The 14,278-nt window shown below is 63.9% G+C and carries 15 protein-coding genes and 2 pseudogenes; 9 read left to right on the top strand and 8 right to left on the bottom strand.

Going from position 1 to position 14,278, the window contains the following annotated elements:
• Positions 1 to 102 precede the first annotated feature (102 nt).
• From HDG37_RS37265 to HDG37_RS37250, 4 genes are all read left to right on the top strand, one after another.
• Complete coding sequence (locus HDG37_RS37265) at positions 103 to 906, top strand: cytochrome-c peroxidase (protein WP_260335259.1); 804 nt, start codon at positions 103 to 105, stop codon at positions 904 to 906.
• Positions 907 to 1,031: 125 nt separating this feature from the next.
• A complete protein-coding gene (locus HDG37_RS37260; RefSeq protein ID WP_184056390.1) occupies positions 1,032 to 1,724 on the top strand; it encodes a lytic transglycosylase domain-containing protein in 693 nt (230 codons plus the stop codon).
• 194 nt (positions 1,725 to 1,918) lie between these two features.
• Complete coding sequence (locus tag HDG37_RS37255) at positions 1,919 to 2,836, top strand: DUF2242 domain-containing protein (RefSeq protein ID WP_184056388.1); 918 nt, start codon at positions 1,919 to 1,921, stop codon at positions 2,834 to 2,836.
• Between the two features lie 781 nt (positions 2,837 to 3,617).
• Positions 3,618 to 3,869: a hypothetical protein gene (locus HDG37_RS37250; RefSeq protein WP_184056386.1), complete on the top strand. Its 252-nt coding sequence runs from the start codon at positions 3,618 to 3,620 to the stop codon at positions 3,867 to 3,869.
• A gap of 79 nt (positions 3,870 to 3,948) precedes the next feature.
• Here HDG37_RS37250 and HDG37_RS37245 read toward each other — a convergent pair whose 3' ends face one another.
• Positions 3,949 to 4,878 carry a DMT family transporter gene (locus HDG37_RS37245; protein ID WP_184056384.1) on the bottom strand — a complete coding sequence of 310 codons (930 nt, stop codon included), beginning with the start codon at positions 4,876 to 4,878 and terminating at the stop codon, positions 3,949 to 3,951.
• A gap of 236 nt (positions 4,879 to 5,114) precedes the next feature.
• On the opposite strand from HDG37_RS37245, the gene HDG37_RS37240 reads away from it, so the two are divergent.
• Together HDG37_RS37240 and HDG37_RS37235 are read left to right on the top strand one after the other, a co-directional pair.
• Positions 5,115 to 5,867: an IclR family transcriptional regulator C-terminal domain-containing protein gene (locus tag HDG37_RS37240; RefSeq protein ID WP_184056382.1), complete on the top strand. Its 753-nt coding sequence runs from the start codon at positions 5,115 to 5,117 to the stop codon at positions 5,865 to 5,867.
• A gap of 265 nt (positions 5,868 to 6,132) precedes the next feature.
• Complete coding sequence (locus HDG37_RS37235) at positions 6,133 to 6,342, top strand: hypothetical protein (RefSeq protein WP_184056380.1); 210 nt, start codon at positions 6,133 to 6,135, stop codon at positions 6,340 to 6,342.
• A gap of 151 nt (positions 6,343 to 6,493) precedes the next feature.
• Here the strand turns inward: HDG37_RS37235 and HDG37_RS37230 are convergent, their stop codons facing one another.
• Both HDG37_RS37230 and HDG37_RS37225 read right to left on the bottom strand, forming a co-directional pair.
• Positions 6,494 to 6,769, bottom strand: coding sequence for a hypothetical protein (locus HDG37_RS37230; protein WP_184056378.1), 276 nt, complete (start codon positions 6,767 to 6,769; stop codon positions 6,494 to 6,496).
• Positions 6,770 to 6,822: 53 nt separating this feature from the next.
• Positions 6,823 to 7,581 (bottom strand): Mut7-C RNAse domain-containing protein, encoded by a 759-nt coding sequence (locus HDG37_RS37225; RefSeq protein ID WP_184056392.1) that lies wholly within the window; start codon positions 7,579 to 7,581, stop codon positions 6,823 to 6,825.
• A 93-nt stretch (positions 7,582 to 7,674) separates the two neighbouring features.
• Between HDG37_RS37225 and HDG37_RS37220 the strand changes: the two genes are divergently transcribed.
• Both HDG37_RS37220 and HDG37_RS37215 read left to right on the top strand, forming a co-directional pair.
• A complete protein-coding gene (locus HDG37_RS37220; protein WP_184034705.1) occupies positions 7,675 to 8,544 on the top strand; it encodes an NAD(P)-dependent oxidoreductase in 870 nt (289 codons plus the stop codon).
• 106 nt (positions 8,545 to 8,650) lie between these two features.
• Positions 8,651 to 9,286: a LysE family translocator gene (locus tag HDG37_RS37215; RefSeq protein WP_184034702.1), complete on the top strand. Its 636-nt coding sequence runs from the start codon at positions 8,651 to 8,653 to the stop codon at positions 9,284 to 9,286.
• Between the two features lie 242 nt (positions 9,287 to 9,528).
• Here the strand turns inward: HDG37_RS37215 and HDG37_RS37210 are convergent.
• From HDG37_RS37210 to HDG37_RS37190, 5 genes and pseudogenes are all read right to left on the bottom strand, one after another.
• Positions 9,529 to 9,798, bottom strand: a pseudogene (locus HDG37_RS37210) (OmpW family outer membrane protein); the annotation flags it as partial.
• 2 nt (positions 9,799 to 9,800) lie between these two features.
• A pseudogene (locus HDG37_RS37205) lies at positions 9,801 to 10,739 on the bottom strand (DUF2957 domain-containing protein); the annotation flags it as partial.
• 74 nt (positions 10,740 to 10,813) lie between these two features.
• Positions 10,814 to 11,761 (bottom strand): N-acetyl-gamma-glutamyl-phosphate reductase, encoded by a 948-nt coding sequence (argC, locus tag HDG37_RS37200; RefSeq protein ID WP_184056376.1) that lies wholly within the window; start codon positions 11,759 to 11,761, stop codon positions 10,814 to 10,816.
• Positions 11,762 to 11,983: 222 nt separating this feature from the next.
• A complete protein-coding gene (locus HDG37_RS37195; protein ID WP_026225500.1) occupies positions 11,984 to 12,556 on the bottom strand; it encodes a flavodoxin family protein in 573 nt (190 codons plus the stop codon).
• 91 nt (positions 12,557 to 12,647) lie between these two features.
• On the bottom strand, positions 12,648 to 13,244 hold the full coding sequence (locus HDG37_RS37190; protein WP_184056374.1) for a YbhB/YbcL family Raf kinase inhibitor-like protein: 597 nt from the start codon (positions 13,242 to 13,244) through the stop codon (positions 12,648 to 12,650).
• Between the two features lie 269 nt (positions 13,245 to 13,513).
• Between HDG37_RS37190 and HDG37_RS37185 the strand changes: the two genes are divergently transcribed.
• Complete coding sequence (locus HDG37_RS37185) at positions 13,514 to 14,203, top strand: response regulator (RefSeq protein ID WP_184056372.1); 690 nt, start codon at positions 13,514 to 13,516, stop codon at positions 14,201 to 14,203.
• Positions 14,204 to 14,278 lie beyond the last annotated feature (75 nt).

The following is a 14,278-nucleotide window of genomic DNA, read 5'->3' as shown; positions in this document are numbered from 1 at the left end:
CGGAGCGCGAGTCAGTCGTCACGATGGCTTCGCATGCCACACTTAAACAGCCTTTGGCTGCATGACTGAGGCGACAAGTACCTTGACACGCGCCGCTTCCCGCTGTTCAATCCGAACGAGATGGCCAACAAGGATCCGGCCGCATTGCTCGCGAAGATGCAGCGCGCGCCCTACGCTGCGCGCTTCAAGGAAGTATTCGGCCAGAACATTTTTGCCGATCCGACCAAGGCGTTCACCCAGGCGATGTACGCGATCGAGCGCTTCGAGCTCGAAGACCCGAGTTTTCATCCGTACACGAGCAAGTTCGACTACTACCTGGACGGGAAAGTGCAACTAACTGCACAAGAGTTGCGCGGCAAAAAACTGTTCGACGACCCCGCCGGCGGCAATTGCGCATCCTGTCATATCGACCAGTCGGGCGTGAACGGCGCTCATCCGCTTTTCACCGACTTCAACTTTCAGGCGCTTGGCGTGCCGCGCAACGCTGAACTGAAGGTCAACGCCGATCCGAAGTATTTCGACATGGGCCTGTGCGGACCATTGCGTACGGATCAGAGCGACAAGCTGAACTGCGGACTGTTCAAGTCGGTATCGCTGCGCAATGCCGCGACGCGCCACGTGTTTTTTCACAACGGTCGCTTCCACACGCTGAAAGAGGCGTTGCGTTTCTACGTGCAACGCGATACGAACCCGGACAAGTGGTATCCAAGAGATGCGCACGGCAAAGTCGACAAGTTCAACGATCTGCCGGTCGCACTGCGCGTGAACGTCGATACGACCGACGAGCCGCTGACGCGCAAACCGGGCGAGCGTCCGGTCTGGTCCGAGCGTGATATCGACGACGTCGCCGTGTTCCTCGCGACGCTGAGCGACGGCTATGACCTGAAGTCAAAAGCGGTCAAATGAACGCATCGGAAAGCGGGACGAGTTCCGCTCACCCTTGATTTAAAAGACAAAAATTGCCGAGGAAAGGCGCCGCCCGATGCGGCGGCGCTATAATGCGCGGATCTTTGCTTCCTCCGACGTCCACTATGAGCCGGTTACTTTGCCTGATCGTGCTTTCGCTCGGCCTCGCGCAAACCGCGGCGGCCGACGAAAACACCGACCGAATATCGGCGTACCTGACGCAGAAGTTCGGTGTGGGCAAAGAAAAGGCTCGAAAGATCTCCGACGCGGTGCAATCCGCCGCCAACAAATACTCCCTGCCTCCGGCGCTGCTGCTCGCCATCATCTCGATCGAATCCCGCTTCAAGGAAAAAGCCCGCGGCGCCAATGGCGCGACGGGGCTGATGCAGGTCGTGCCGCAGGCGCACCGCGGCCTGCTGCGCAACGTGAAGGATCTGACCGAGCCGGGTGCGAACATCGAAGCGGGCTCGGCGATTCTGTACGGCTACATGCGCTCGGCGAACGGCGATCTGAATACCGCGCTCAAGAGCTATGGCGGCTCGAAGGCCTATGCGCAGAAGGTGAATCTGCGCGTGGAGGATTTCGCGGCGGTTGCGACACCCGCTGACGGCGCTTCCGGGGCCGCTGGGCGGGCCGCGTCGTGCGAGGCGGATCGTTGCGCCAGCGCGAACCCGTGGGCCGACGCGTTCAGCGTGCCGGCGGCGCTCATTGCATCCGCGGCACCCGCCGCGAGCGGGGCAGCCGGGGCATCGTCGGCCGCGACCTCTGGGTCGACTTCGGCCGCGACGGTGGGCTCGACGCGCACGACGTCGAACTAGGCGCGCACGCGCGATTTCTTTCGCATTTTCGCCCGTACGCACGGCGAGGGCGCGGCGGCGTGCTTCAAGTTGACGCGCTGTTTCCCGCTGTAATAGCGTCCGGGCGGCACCTTGCACGCTTTTTACGCACGTGACGCTGCCCGCTCTACAATGCATTTCCATTCGCGCTCACGAGGCGCTTCTCGCAACTGATCATGCAGAACCCCTTTTCCCGCACCACCGCCGCGGCCCTGATCGGGCTGGTCGCGCTCACGGCATGCAGCAGCACGCCGCAACCCGAATTCACTCAGGAACTATTCGAAACCGGCGCAAGCCCGTACGCGCGCAATTTCAATTCGAGTACGGGCGATAGCTGCGAAGCCGCGCGCCGCGCATTGCTGAGCCAAGGCTATCTGACGACGATGTCGGGTCCCGATACCGTCGACGGCACGAAGAATTTTCAGCCGACCGGCGATTCGCACGTGGTCGTCGAATTTCACGTCGTGTGCACGCCTGGCGAAGAGGCGGCCGATACCAGCATCGTGTACGTGAACGCGGTGCAGAACGGCTTCGCATTGAAGAAGAGCGATACGTCGGCGAGCGTCGGACTCAGCGTGCTCGGTTCGCTGTCGCTGCCGATTCGCTCGAATAGCGACGCGATGGTGAAGATCTCGAGCGAGACGATTCCGTCGGGCAAGTTCTATGACCGCTTTTTCGGTCTCGTCGATCATTACTTGCAGACGGTCGTGCGCACGCAGCCGGTGACGAGCAGCCCGATCGAGACGCGGACGCTGCCGATGCCGGTAGCAGCGCCGCTTCAACTGATGATCCCCGAGCCGGTGCCCGAACCGGTAGCGGCGACCACCTCCGCTGCAGTTCGAACGACGCCGACCGTGCCGGTTCAGACGACGTCACCAGCGCTCGCCCAACCGACGACCGACAAGCCTGTCGCCGTGACGCCACCAACTGCGGCTCAGGCGGTCCAGTCAGCGCCCGCGCCAGTGCAGTTAACCGCGCCCGCACCGGTTCCGTTGACGACACCGTCGACATCCTCGCCGGTCCAGCCCGCCGACCCGATTGGCCAGGCTGCAGCGATCGAACCCGCGAGCGGCACGGCGCCTTTGGTGCCGTGACAGCGGCGCAGCGGCCTTCGCATCGAGGCTGATCAAGGTCCGATCAGCCTCTGATTCAGGCGCGCAGCGATATTCACCTTATGGTGTTTACTTGATACGTATACATACGTAGTAGTAGTTAACAAGGGTTAACCGATTCTGTGGATAAGTCGCAAATGTCGCGCCGCTTCAACATCATGCGAAACCTATAACCCTGCGGAACACGTCGGTAGAAAAACTACATAACTGGGATAAGTTCGAACACCGTTAGCCGACCCTGATCTTTATCAAGATTTCGCGCACAGGCTGTTCGCCGCGCTATCCCGGAGTTATTCAGAGGTCGCTGTGGATAACCACGCCTCCGACCGACACTTCCCGTTGCTCCCGCATCGACACTTCGCGCGATGCGAAGCGCTCGCCACCGCACAGATTTCCGCCCACCGAACGCGCACATTGATAACGCGGTACGAAGATTGCGCACCTTCTTATTGCAAGCGCGACTGTTGCTATTTGGTCAAAATCATTTGCCCAACGAACAATCCGGCATAGAGTTAAAGTGCTTTGTGAGGTTTCTGGTGCAGTGCGGGGGATGTATGAAACGCAGATCAGCACGACAGCTAGTCCGTCTTCTGTCGGACCTTCGACATGCGGCCCATTGCAGCTCGTTGCGCGCGGTCGCGATCGGTCGGATGATGGCGCTGGCAACCGCCGAGGCCGCCGAGAACGACGACGCCGCTCGCGACGACGACAGTCCCGAGTCCACGCGCGATGCGCAGCGCGACAAGCTGTTCCGGAGCAGATCATGAGAGCCGCGAGCGAACAGTCGTTGCGGTTTCTGGTCGAGAAGTGGCTTTCGCCATCGCCGGCCGAGCCGGTTCACGTGACGGAGTTCAGCCGCACGCGCGCGGGCGGGCGGCGCTACGTGCGGGTGGAGACGTCGTCGGAACAGGGCGGGCGGGGTTTGTTCTTCTTTCGCCACGACGACGGCTGCTGGTGCGTGTTTCCGCCAACCGCCGATACGCCGAGCCTATTCGCTCATCCGCGCGCGGCATAGTTGGGCGAAGGGGCAAGACGCCTGTCGGCGCGCATCGCGCACCGAGCGTTGGCGTCGAATCGTTTTAAAACGCTGTAAATCACATCACCTGCGGCGCACGCCGCCGGGCGCGTTTCCAGCCCGGCAGTATCTGACACACGATCAATCCCGCGAGCATCAGCGCAGAGCCGGACAACGCGCGAGTCGTCAGCGTTTCGCCGAGGACGAGCCAGCCCGCAAACGCCGCGAAGACGCCCTCCATGCTGAAAATCACCGCCGCATGCGAGGGCGCCGCGTAGCGCTGCGCGACCACCTGGATCGTATACGCGACGCCCACCGATAACGCACCGCCGTACGCGATCGTCGGCGCGGCTCGCGCAATTACCGCGGCGCTAACGGGTTCAATGGCAAGGCCGATCGACAGGCACACGAGCCCACAGGTCACGAACTGCGCGAGTGCGAGCATCAGCGTGTCGTGGCGCGCCGCGAAGCGGCCGACCAGCATCATCTGCGCGGAAATCACCAGCGCCCCGGCGAGCTGATACCAGTCGCCGTACAGCATCGAAAAGTGCTCGTCGACGCTCAGGAAGTACATGCCAACGGCCGCCAGTAGCGCGCCAAGCCACGTACCGAGGCCAGTCCGGTGGCGAAACAGCACGCCGAGCAGCGGCACGATCACCACATACAGCGAACTGATGAAGCCCGCGTTCGCGATCTTCGTGTACTGCAGGCCGATCTGCTGCAGCGAGATCGACACGGCCAGCACGACGCCGAGCAGCCCGCCCGCGCCAAGCAGTTCGCGGGCTCCGCCGGGCGCGCGCTTCGTCCGCTCGGCGAGCGCCGCGCCGCGCACGCAGACGATCATCGTCAGCACGACGAGCGCGCCGAGCAGAAAGCGCAAGCCGGTAAACAGGAACGGGCCGATCGTATCGAGGCTCAGTCGCTGTGCGACGAACGCGGAGCCCCAGATCATCGCGGCGATCAGCATCAGCACGTTCGCGCGCAGGTGTTGGCGGGTATCGGGATGCAAGATTTCTTCTGATTTGTCTTGGGATCGCGCTGGGAAGCCGCGCAGGCGCGCCACGCGGTGCTCAGCCGGTAAGGAATCGCTCACATGATACGCGGGCGTCGCGCGCCGGGCAGGCAAACCCCGCGAGTCGCGCGATAATCGCGCAACGGCCGTGCGGTCGCCGGCCTGCGGATCGCGGTGATCAAGCGACTTGCGGACCGGACCGCGATCCCCCGCTCCTTCCACGAGCAAACGACATGGACGACAAGGACTGGATCGCGGGCGCCGCGAAGGCGCTCGCGATCATCGAAGCATTCGACGAAGAGCACGCGCGCATGACGCCAACGATGGTCGCCGCGCGCGCCGGCCTGTCGCGCACGGCTGCGCGCCGCTATTTGCTGACGCTGTGCGAGCTCGGCTACGTCGACACAGACGGCAAGCTGTTCTGGCTCGCGCCGCGCGTGCTGCGGCTCGGCCAGTCTTACCTCGATTCGGCGCGCTTGCCGCGCACGGTGCAACCGTTCCTGCAGCGGATCACCGCGACCGTGCAGGAAACCGCGCTGGTCGCGATCCTCGACGAACACGACGTCGTCTACGTCGCGCGCAACGGCGTGAATCGGGCGATGGCGGTCGGCTTCGTGACCGGCTCGCGCGCGCCGGCGCCGTTATCGTCGGCGGGGCTCGTGCTGCTCGCGTTCCAGCCGCCCGACAGCATCGACCCGTGGCTCGCGTCGTATCCGATCAAGGTTTTCACGCCGTACACCTATTCGACCGTCGAACGGCTCAGAGAAGTGCTTGGCGAAATCCGCCGCAACGGCTACGTGGTCACCGACCAGCAGCTCGAGATCGGTGTGCGCGGCGTCGCCGTACCGCTGCGCGACCGGCACGGTACGGTGGTCGCGGCGATCAGCGTCAGCATGCCGATCGGCGAGGAGTCGGCGAACGCTGCGCTGCACCGGGTTTTGCCGGCGCTGCAGGAGACCGCGAGCCTGCTGCGGAACCTGGTTTGAGCGCCGCGAAGCGGTCGGCGAGGCGCGCGGGCGGCGGCTTCACGGGGACCTGGTAGGGTCCGTGGTGCGCCTTGTGGGTAGATGAAAGCACGCTGAAAGCAGGCTGTCTCCCGGAAAATACATATCGAGTTTTGCGCATGACAAACCGCCTACGCTTGGGTAATACTCTCCCGCGGGGAGCACAAGGCACCTCGAAGTCCAGCCGCTCTACCGTGCAGCTGTATTCATTCACATTGACTCAGTCGTCTGGTTTGGGGATCAACACATGAAAAAAGTTATCGTCTCGCTCGCAGCCGCTTCGATCGCACTCGTTTCCGTTCAGGCTTTCGCGCAGGCATCGGATGCCGCTGCTATGGAAGCAGCAAGCGCACCGAAGAAGCACCACGTCAAGCAGTTGAAGACCCACGGCAAGAAGGCACACGTTTCCGCCGCAGCTTCGGCAGCAGGCACGAACGACAAGGGCGTGCAGAACTAAGCCAACGCGCGCTCGTCGGGCGCGACATAGCGCTGCGCCGCACCGTTTGCCGGTCGGTGCAGCCGGTGGCGGCAGATGCGTTGTTAGCAAAAAGGCCAGAGCTCGCGCTCTGGCCTTTTTGCTGTTGCGGCGGATTTTGCGCGCGGGAAGATCAGCCCGCGAGCCCGCGCCGGATCACTTCGTCCAGCAGCCCGTTCAGGCCGTCCGGATGACTGGCGGCGCGCGTTTTCAGCTCCTCCACCAGTTCGCCGTTGAGCTTGCACGCAAACGGGACGAGGCCTTGCGCCTGATCGAGCTTGCGCTGCTCGCGCCGGTCGATCTTCGGCTCGGCCGCCGCGTTCTTGCCGCCGCGGTTCGCGGTCGCCTGTTTCATCGCGTTGCCCAGTTTCAGCGCCTTGTTCTTTTCAAGGTCGGTTTTTTTCATCATCGGAAAGGCCTCTGCCAAATAGATCAACCCGCATTGTACGCAAGCGCGGGGCGTCAGCCGACACGGTCCGGCGCGCCGGCCGAGACGCTGTCCATCAACGCGCGCATCCTCTGCCAATGCGTGCCTTCCCAGAACACGCGGCCGCATACATCGCAGGTCACGAAGCGGCTGTGCCGCTGCAGCACGCCGCGCGGCACGCGCGGGCCGGCTTCCTCGCGTGCGATGCGTCGCAGCGGCGCGTTGCATACGAGGCATAGCCGAAACGGTTGCGCGCTGCGCGCGAGGTCGAGCCGCTCGAACACTTCGCGCAACTGCTCGCGCGGCCGCAGCGCGCGCACGTAGCAGCCATGCGTGATGTTGCGGCGTTTGAGCAGCTCGCGGTCGCGCGTCAGCACGATGCGCTGCTGCGCGGCGGCGAGCGCCTCGATATCGGCGTCGGGAAAGTGGTTGTCGTACAGCGTATCGAAGCCCGCAAGCCGCAGAAGCGGCGCGAGGCCGCCGAGATGCGCATCGGCGATGAAGCGCATCACGCGCAACGGACGCTCGCGCACGCGCAGCAGCGGTTGGATGTCGAGCGCCTCGAATTTCGGATAGACCGCAACGCGGTCGCCGTCGGCGAGCGGATGATCGAAACCGACCGAGTCGCCGTTCACCAGTATCAGCTCGACCTCGGTATGCGGCACACCGAGCACTTCGATCATGTGCTTGGTCGTTGCGCCGCGCGCGCAGACGCAGGTGAACGCGCGTCGCCGCAGCGGCCGGGCGATGAAGTCGTTCAGCTCCTCGTAGAAGCGGAATGTCGCGGTGACCATGCCTGCAGTATCGCACCGCTCGGGTTGCGCGTTGTCCTGCGCTTGTCGCATGAGTGTGCTTTACTTCGGGTTCTTTAGAAGACGGAGCGATAGATGGACATCGGTTTTATCGGTCTCGGCGAGATGGGCGCCGCGATGGTTGCAAACATTCTGAAAGCCGGGCACCAGGTGCGCGTGTGGAACCGCTCACCGGAAAAGGCCCAGCCGCTGGCCGGGCTGGGCGCGCAAGTCGTCGCGACGCCGGCTGAAGCGTTTGCGGGCGACGCCGTGTTCTCGATGCTCGCCGATGATGCCGCGCTGCGCGAAGTCATCACCGCGTCGTTGCTCGAACATGCGCCGCGCGGGCTGATCCACGCGAATATGGCGACGATTTCCGTGGCGCTCGCCGAGGAGCTCGCGACCGCGCACGCGTCGCGCGGCGTGCATTACGTCGCCGCACCGGTGCTCGGGCGGCCCGACGTCGCGGCCGCGGGCAAGCTGACGATCGTCGCGGGCGGCCCGGCCGAATCGATCGACCGGATCCAGCCGATTTTCGACGCACTCGGCCAGAAGACCTGGCGCATCGGCTCGCTGCCGCAGCAGGCGAACGTGATGAAGCTGGCCGCGAACTTCATGCTCGGCGCGGCGATCGAGACGCTCGGCGAAGCGGCCGCGCTCGTGACGGGCCACGGCCTCGCGATGCAGGACTTTCTCGACGTGATCACGAGCGGCCTGTTTCCGGGACCGGTGTACTCGGGCTACGGCAAGCTGATCGCCGAGCAGCGCTTCGAGCCGGCGCTGTTCAAGGCGCGTCTGGGACTGAAGGACGTGCGTCTCGCGCTCGCCGCCGCCGATGCGGTGACGACGCCGATGCCGGTCGCGAGCGTGGTTCGCGACAGCCTGATCGAGGCGATCGCGCACGGCGACGGCGAGAAGGATTTCGCGGTGCTGGGTCAGGTCGCGACGCGTCGGGCCGGCCGCTGACGGCGCTGTCGATCGCCGGACGCGAGCGATCGATGCTACGTGGCCGCATGAGTCGCGCTGGGCGGCAAGGCATAATAGCCACCCGATTCCCCGACACCCGATTTCGATGACTCTGCATACCTGGTGGCTGTTCGCCGCCACCGTTTTCGTCGTTTCCGCGATTCCCGGTCCCAACATGCTGCTCGTGATGACGCACGGCGCCCAGCACGGCCTGCGTCGCGCGAGCGCGACGATGGCCGGTTGTCTGTCGGCGCTGGTGCTGATGCTGGCGGTATCGGCGGCGGGGCTCGGCGTGTTTCTGGCGGCATGGCCGACCATGTTCAACGCACTGCGAATGATCGGCGCGGCCTACCTCGTATATCTGGGCATCAAGGCATGGCGCGCGCCGGCCGACGAAACCGCCGCGCACAACGTCGACGACCTGACAGCCCGGCCCGCGCGCTCGCGCTTCGCGCTATTTCGCAACGGCTTTCTGGTCGCGAGCAGCAATCCGAAGGCGATCCTGTTCGCGGCCGCGCTGCTGCCGCAATTCATCGATGCAACCCAGCCGAAGTTGCCGCAGTTCGGCGTGCTGCTCGCGACGTTCGCGTCGATCGAGGTCAGCTGGTATCTGGTGTATGCGGGTTTTGGCACGCGCATCGGCGCCAGATTGAAGAGCCGCAGCGTCGCGCGAATGTTCAACCGGCTGACGGGCGGTGTGTTCGTCGGTTTCGGCGCGATGATGGCGCTGGTGAGGCACTAAGCACCGCGCGTGTCGGCAGACAAGGGAAAACTGAGCCGTACCCATGTGACCGTTGTATGTCTGCAACATTGAGGGTCAACCCTAATTTGCATGTTGCAACGCACCAAGCGGTCTGCTATAGTTCGTCTTGTCTCCTCCATGTCTCCTCTGATATGGATTCAGCCCGCCAACCTAGGTGGGCTTTTTTTTGCCCGGAATTTGCCGCGCGCCCAAAGTGGCGCCGCGACCGCGGAAAATCAAATTCAGAACTTATACGACACGGCCAGGAAGGAAATGATCGAGTTTGCGCTCAGATCCGCCTTCGACACGCCAAGCTCTGTCCCATCGGCCGCCTTGATGATGACCGACGACGTCGTCTTCAGCGGGAGATACGTGACCGACGCAACGAGCCCTCCGTGCTCGGTGATGCTGTACGCAAGGCCCGCGTTGAACACCGGCGCCCACGACGACGACACCTTCGCCGACACCTGCGTCACCCCCGGCTTGCCCGCAGCGGCGGCGAGTGTGGCGCCGTCACCGCGGTGGCCGCTTGCGGCGCGAGGATCGAAATGCCGGATTCGTCGTCGGCGTAGGGTCCAGGCGAGCCGTCGATAGGCGTAATCGCCGACGGGTTCGCGGCGCCCGTGCGCACGAGGATCGGCACCAGTTGGCCCTTCAGCTTGCCGACGATCGTGTAGCCGCGCGCTTTGGGCGCCGTCGCGAGCGTCGGCTTCGCCTGGCCCTGGAAATTGTCGGTTTCGAACGCGCCGCTGCTGCTAGCGCCTGTGACCGGGAAGTTGCTGCCGGGTTGCTGGCAGATGCCGGCGTTGACGCCGGTGTTGTCGCACTGGGTCCACGTGCCGTCCTTGTTGATCGTGATCTTCGAACCGACCGCGACCGGCGCGAAGTTCTGCGACGGCAACTGGTGATAGCCGAGCTGGTTGTACGTGCCCGCGACGTTCGCAAGGTTCGTCTCGATCGACGAAAAGCCGATGAACGTGTAGTACGGGAACGTCGTGTCGGGGACGGCGCCGACGCCGAGCACGCCGCCGAACGAGATTTCCGCGCCCGGAATCGTTCCTCCCGCGACGCCTTCGCCCACGAAAATCCGCGCCGGCCGGCTCGCATCGAGGCTCGCGCCGTTCAGACGGAACGCGCACTGGTTCAGCTTGTTGGTCGGTAGCAGCGTTTGCTGGGTCAGGGAACCGCTCGCGACCTGGCCCGCGCGCGTCGGGGTGACGGTGCCGGTGGTGGCGGGAATCGGCGACTGGATGTAGCTGATCTGCCACGTCATCTTCGTGTTATCGAGCCGCAGTTTGACGAGTTCACCGTCTCCGCCGCCACCGGTGAAGACCGTGCCGTAGTCGAGCGACGCAGGGCACAGCCGCGTTTCGGTCATCGGTCCGTCGCCTTTACTGCTGCCGTCGCCGCCACCGCCGCACGCGCCCAGCAACGGTGCGCACAGAGCGAGCACCGGCTTTAAAACAAAAAAGCCGGTCTGTGAAGACCGGCTTTTTTTCGTGGCACCGCGGATGCGGGTCGACTCGCCTAGCGTTTCAAACCGGTGCCTTCTGCCGCGCCGATCGCGAGATTCATGCACTGGATCGCCGCTCCCGACGCGCCCTTACCGAGATTGTCCAGCCGCGCGACGGTCACGAACCGCTCTTCGTTGCCGAACACGAACAGGTCGACGCGGTTGGTGTCGTTGTTCGCCTGCACGTCGAAGAAGCCGTTGTCGAGACTCGCGTCGGCGTTGAACGGCGCGACGTGCACGAACGCTTCGCCCGCGTAGTATTCGGCGAACTGAGCCTGCACGTCCTGCGGCGTCGTCTTCTTCGCGAGCTGGCCCGGCGAGAAGTACGTGGTGACCGCGAGGCCCTTGTAGAAGTCGCCGACGATCGGCGTGAAGATCGGCGCCGACTTCAGGCCCGTATGCGTGGCCATTTCCGGCAGGTGCTTGTGCGTGAGGCCGAGCGCGTACGGGCGCGGGCTCTTGAGTCTGTCGTTGCCGCCGGCTTCGTAGTCGGCAATCATCTTCTTGCCGCCGCCGCTGTAGCCAGTGATCGAATAGGCGTGCGCGGCGAACTCGGGCGCGACGACGCCGCCTTCGACGAGCGGGCGCATCGCGAGCACGAACGCCGAGGCGTGGCAGCCCGGCACGGCGATGCGTTTGGCGGTGCGCAGGCGCTCGCGCTGCGAGCGAGCCAGCTCGGGCAGGCCGTAGGCCCAGTCGGGCGAGGTGCGGAACGCGGTGCTCGCGTCGATCAGCACCGTGCGGTCGTTCTCGACGAGCGAGGCCGACTCGCGCGAGGCGACATCGGGCAGACACAGGAACGTGACGTCCGACGCGTTGATGAGACGACGGCGCTCGTCGAGGTCCTTGCGCTTCGCTTCTTCGATACGCAGGATTTCGACGTCGGCGCGCTGCGACAGGTATTCAAAAATTTTCAGGCCGGTCGTGCCTTCCTGTCCGTCGACAAAAACTTTCGTGCTCATCTCGATCTCACTCGCTGGAAACGGGGCGCGACGCCGCGCCGGAACGTTATTCTAAGACGTCATCGCCGCGACTGTGCGGTGCAGCGCGAAAAAACGACGATGCGCGCACAACGTGACGTTGGCGTGACCCGTTGCATGGCGAATGTGGGCTGATGACCGAAGATGAACCGTAGATGAGCCGCGACATCGTTTCGGCGCCGTTCAGCCATTAGCCGCGCGGCGCTACCCGCGCGGCGCGATCCAGCGCGCGGTGACGCCCGCAATGCGCGCGCCGAACAGGCGCGCGGTTTCGAGATCGCCCGGCGGCGGCGCTTCGTCGGGCGACGCATCGGCCGCCGATTGCGTAAGCAGTCCGGTAAAGCCGCCGACGAAGTTCAGATCGTTGCGCGTCGCGGCCTTCGTGTTCGACGGCATCATGCCGGTGCCGGCCCAGATCATGCTGTGCTGCATCGCCAGCGTGACGAAGTACTGGATAGTCGAGAACTTGTCGCCGTTCATCGTCGCCGAGTTCGTGAAGCCGGCTGCGATCTTGTCTTTCCACGCCTGCGCGAACCACGGTTTCGAACTGGCGTCGGCGAACTTCTTGAAGTCGGCCGACGGGCCGCCCATGTAGGTCGGCGCGCCGAAGATCAGCGCGTCGGCGGCGGCGAGTTCGTCCCACGAGGCGTCGTCGAGGTCGCCGACCGGCATCATCTTCGCCTGCGCACCGGCTTCCAGCGCGCCCGCGAGCACGGCTTCGGCGACCTTCTTCGTGTGGCCGTAGCCGCTGTGATAAACGATGACGATCTTCGACATGAAGTGCTCCCGCAAAGCGATCGGGAAGGCGAACGGCGCAAGCCAGGCGATGCGGCGCGGCGGCGCCCCATCACGACCGCGACGCCCGCCACTAGCGCCCGTAATTGACCTCGAGCCGCGCGCTGCCGATCGCGGCCGTGCCGATCTCGTGATCGAACATCAACGCGGGACGTCCTTGCGCGAGACGCAGATCGGCCGAGTTCAGCGCGTACACGGTGATGATATAGCGATGCGGTTTGCCGGGCGGCGGGCACGGGCCGCCATAGCCGTCGGTATCGAAGTCGTTGCGCGCTTCGACCGCGCCGAGCTTGCGCAGGAAACCGGACGAGCTCGCATTCTCGGGCAGGCTGTCGACCGTGGCGGGGATGCCCGCGACCGCCCAGTGCCACCAACCGCGCCCCGGCGCGTCCTCGTCGAACATCGTGATCGCGAAGCCGCGCGTACCGGCCGGCGCGTCGCGCCATGAGAGCTGCGGTGAACGGTTGCCGCCCTTGCAGTCGTTCTGGTCGAACACCTGCGCATTCTGCACGGTGCCGCCCGCGCGCGCGCTCGCGCTCGTCAGCGTGAACGGCTCGTCGGCCCGCGCACCGGCACCATGCGCTGCGAATAGCGCGAGCATCGCGCCGACGGCGAGCGATCGATGCCGCCAAGATGAAGCCAGCGAAACAACCAGGCAACGCACGCGCATATGCCGGTTCTCCTGTAAGGGCGCGAGGCGCGGGTCCTCGCGACTGTCGTTGTCCTGAATTGTGCCCCAAGGTCGAACCAAGTCTAACATCAGCGCTGATTAGCTCTGCGACGCAATATGTTCGCGTGCCGCGGAATTCGCAGACAGGAAATCAGCTATAGTAAGAGGATTGTCGCGCGACCCTTACTGCATTTGACTCGTTTAAATAGCGAGCGTCAAAAGCAGTGTTAGAAGTTGTGGAGACCGGTTTATCCGTCCAGAGGAGGACGATGCAAGTTTCACTCAGGGTCGTGGTGGCAGACGATCATCCGGTTATTCTGTTTGGCGCTGAAAATGCGCTGCTCAAATTTCCCGGCATGCAAGTCGTTGGGCGCGCAAGGCAGTCGACTGAACTTATCAAAATGTTGCAATCCACCGAATGCGACGTGCTCGTCACCGACCTGGCCATGCCGGGCGGTCAGTACGGCGACGGCTTGCAACTCATCGACTATTTGCGCCGCAATTTCCCGAATCTGCCGATCGTCGTGCTCACCATGCTCGAGAACGCCGCATTGCTCAAACGGCTCAAGGAACTTGGCGTGACGTCGGTCGTGAACAAATCGGACGATCTCAGCCATATTGCGCTTGCGGTACAACACGTGGGCCGTCGCATGACCTATATGAGCCCGTCGGTGAAGGCGGTGCTCGATGGGTTGCGGGTCAATTCAGCCGGCAAGCGCGACGACTCGAAGCTGTCGCGGCGCGAACTCGAAGTCGTGCGCCTGTTCGTATCGGGTATGACGATCAAGGAAATATCGGAGCGTTTGAATCGCAGCATCAAGACGATCAGCACACAAAAAAACGCGGCCATGCGCAAGCTCGGAATCGATCGCGACTCCCAACTATTCCAGTATGCGCAGAGCAATGGTTTGCTGAATCTTTCGTCGAACTCGAGTAAGGACATCGCGAACCAGTCCTGAGATCGGGCCTCGTTTCGTCCGCCGGGTAATCGGCGATAAACAATCGGCGATAAAAAAGCCGCCTGTTGCGAAACA

Origin of the sequence: Paraburkholderia sp. MM5384-R2 (assembly GCF_014201025.1) — a bacterium.
Taxonomy (GTDB): Bacteria; Pseudomonadota; Gammaproteobacteria; order Burkholderiales; family Burkholderiaceae; genus Paraburkholderia; species Paraburkholderia tuberum.
Note: the sequence above shows the minus strand (reverse complement) of the source record. Positions and strands in the feature narration are given on the sequence as shown.

Coding starts and splice junctions, on each gene's coding strand:
- HDG37_RS37240 (WP_184056382.1), top strand. CDS start 5,115: ATGGACGACAAGGACTGGATCGCGGGCGCCGCGAAGGCGCTCGCGATC.
- HDG37_RS37255 (WP_184056388.1), top strand. CDS start 1,919: ATGCAGAACCCCTTTTCCCGCACCACCGCCGCGGCCCTGATCGGGCTG.
- HDG37_RS37185 (WP_184056372.1), top strand. CDS start 13,514: ATGCAAGTTTCACTCAGGGTCGTGGTGGCAGACGATCATCCGGTTATT.
- HDG37_RS37215 (WP_184034702.1), top strand. CDS start 8,651: ATGACTCTGCATACCTGGTGGCTGTTCGCCGCCACCGTTTTCGTCGTT.
- HDG37_RS37195 (WP_026225500.1), bottom strand. CDS start 12,556: ATGTCGAAGATCGTCATCGTTTATCACAGCGGCTACGGCCACACGAAG.
- HDG37_RS37260 (WP_184056390.1), top strand. CDS start 1,032: ATGAGCCGGTTACTTTGCCTGATCGTGCTTTCGCTCGGCCTCGCGCAA.
- HDG37_RS37230 (WP_184056378.1), bottom strand. CDS start 6,769: ATGATGAAAAAAACCGACCTTGAAAAGAACAAGGCGCTGAAACTGGGC.
- HDG37_RS37235 (WP_184056380.1), top strand. CDS start 6,133: ATGAAAAAAGTTATCGTCTCGCTCGCAGCCGCTTCGATCGCACTCGTT.
- HDG37_RS37225 (WP_184056392.1), bottom strand. CDS start 7,581: ATGGTCACCGCGACATTCCGCTTCTACGAGGAGCTGAACGACTTCATC.
- argC (WP_184056376.1), bottom strand. CDS start 11,761: ATGAGCACGAAAGTTTTTGTCGACGGACAGGAAGGCACGACCGGCCTG.
- HDG37_RS37250 (WP_184056386.1), top strand. CDS start 3,618: ATGAGAGCCGCGAGCGAACAGTCGTTGCGGTTTCTGGTCGAGAAGTGG.
- HDG37_RS37220 (WP_184034705.1), top strand. CDS start 7,675: ATGGACATCGGTTTTATCGGTCTCGGCGAGATGGGCGCCGCGATGGTT.
- HDG37_RS37190 (WP_184056374.1), bottom strand. CDS start 13,244: ATGCGCGTGCGTTGCCTGGTTGTTTCGCTGGCTTCATCTTGGCGGCAT.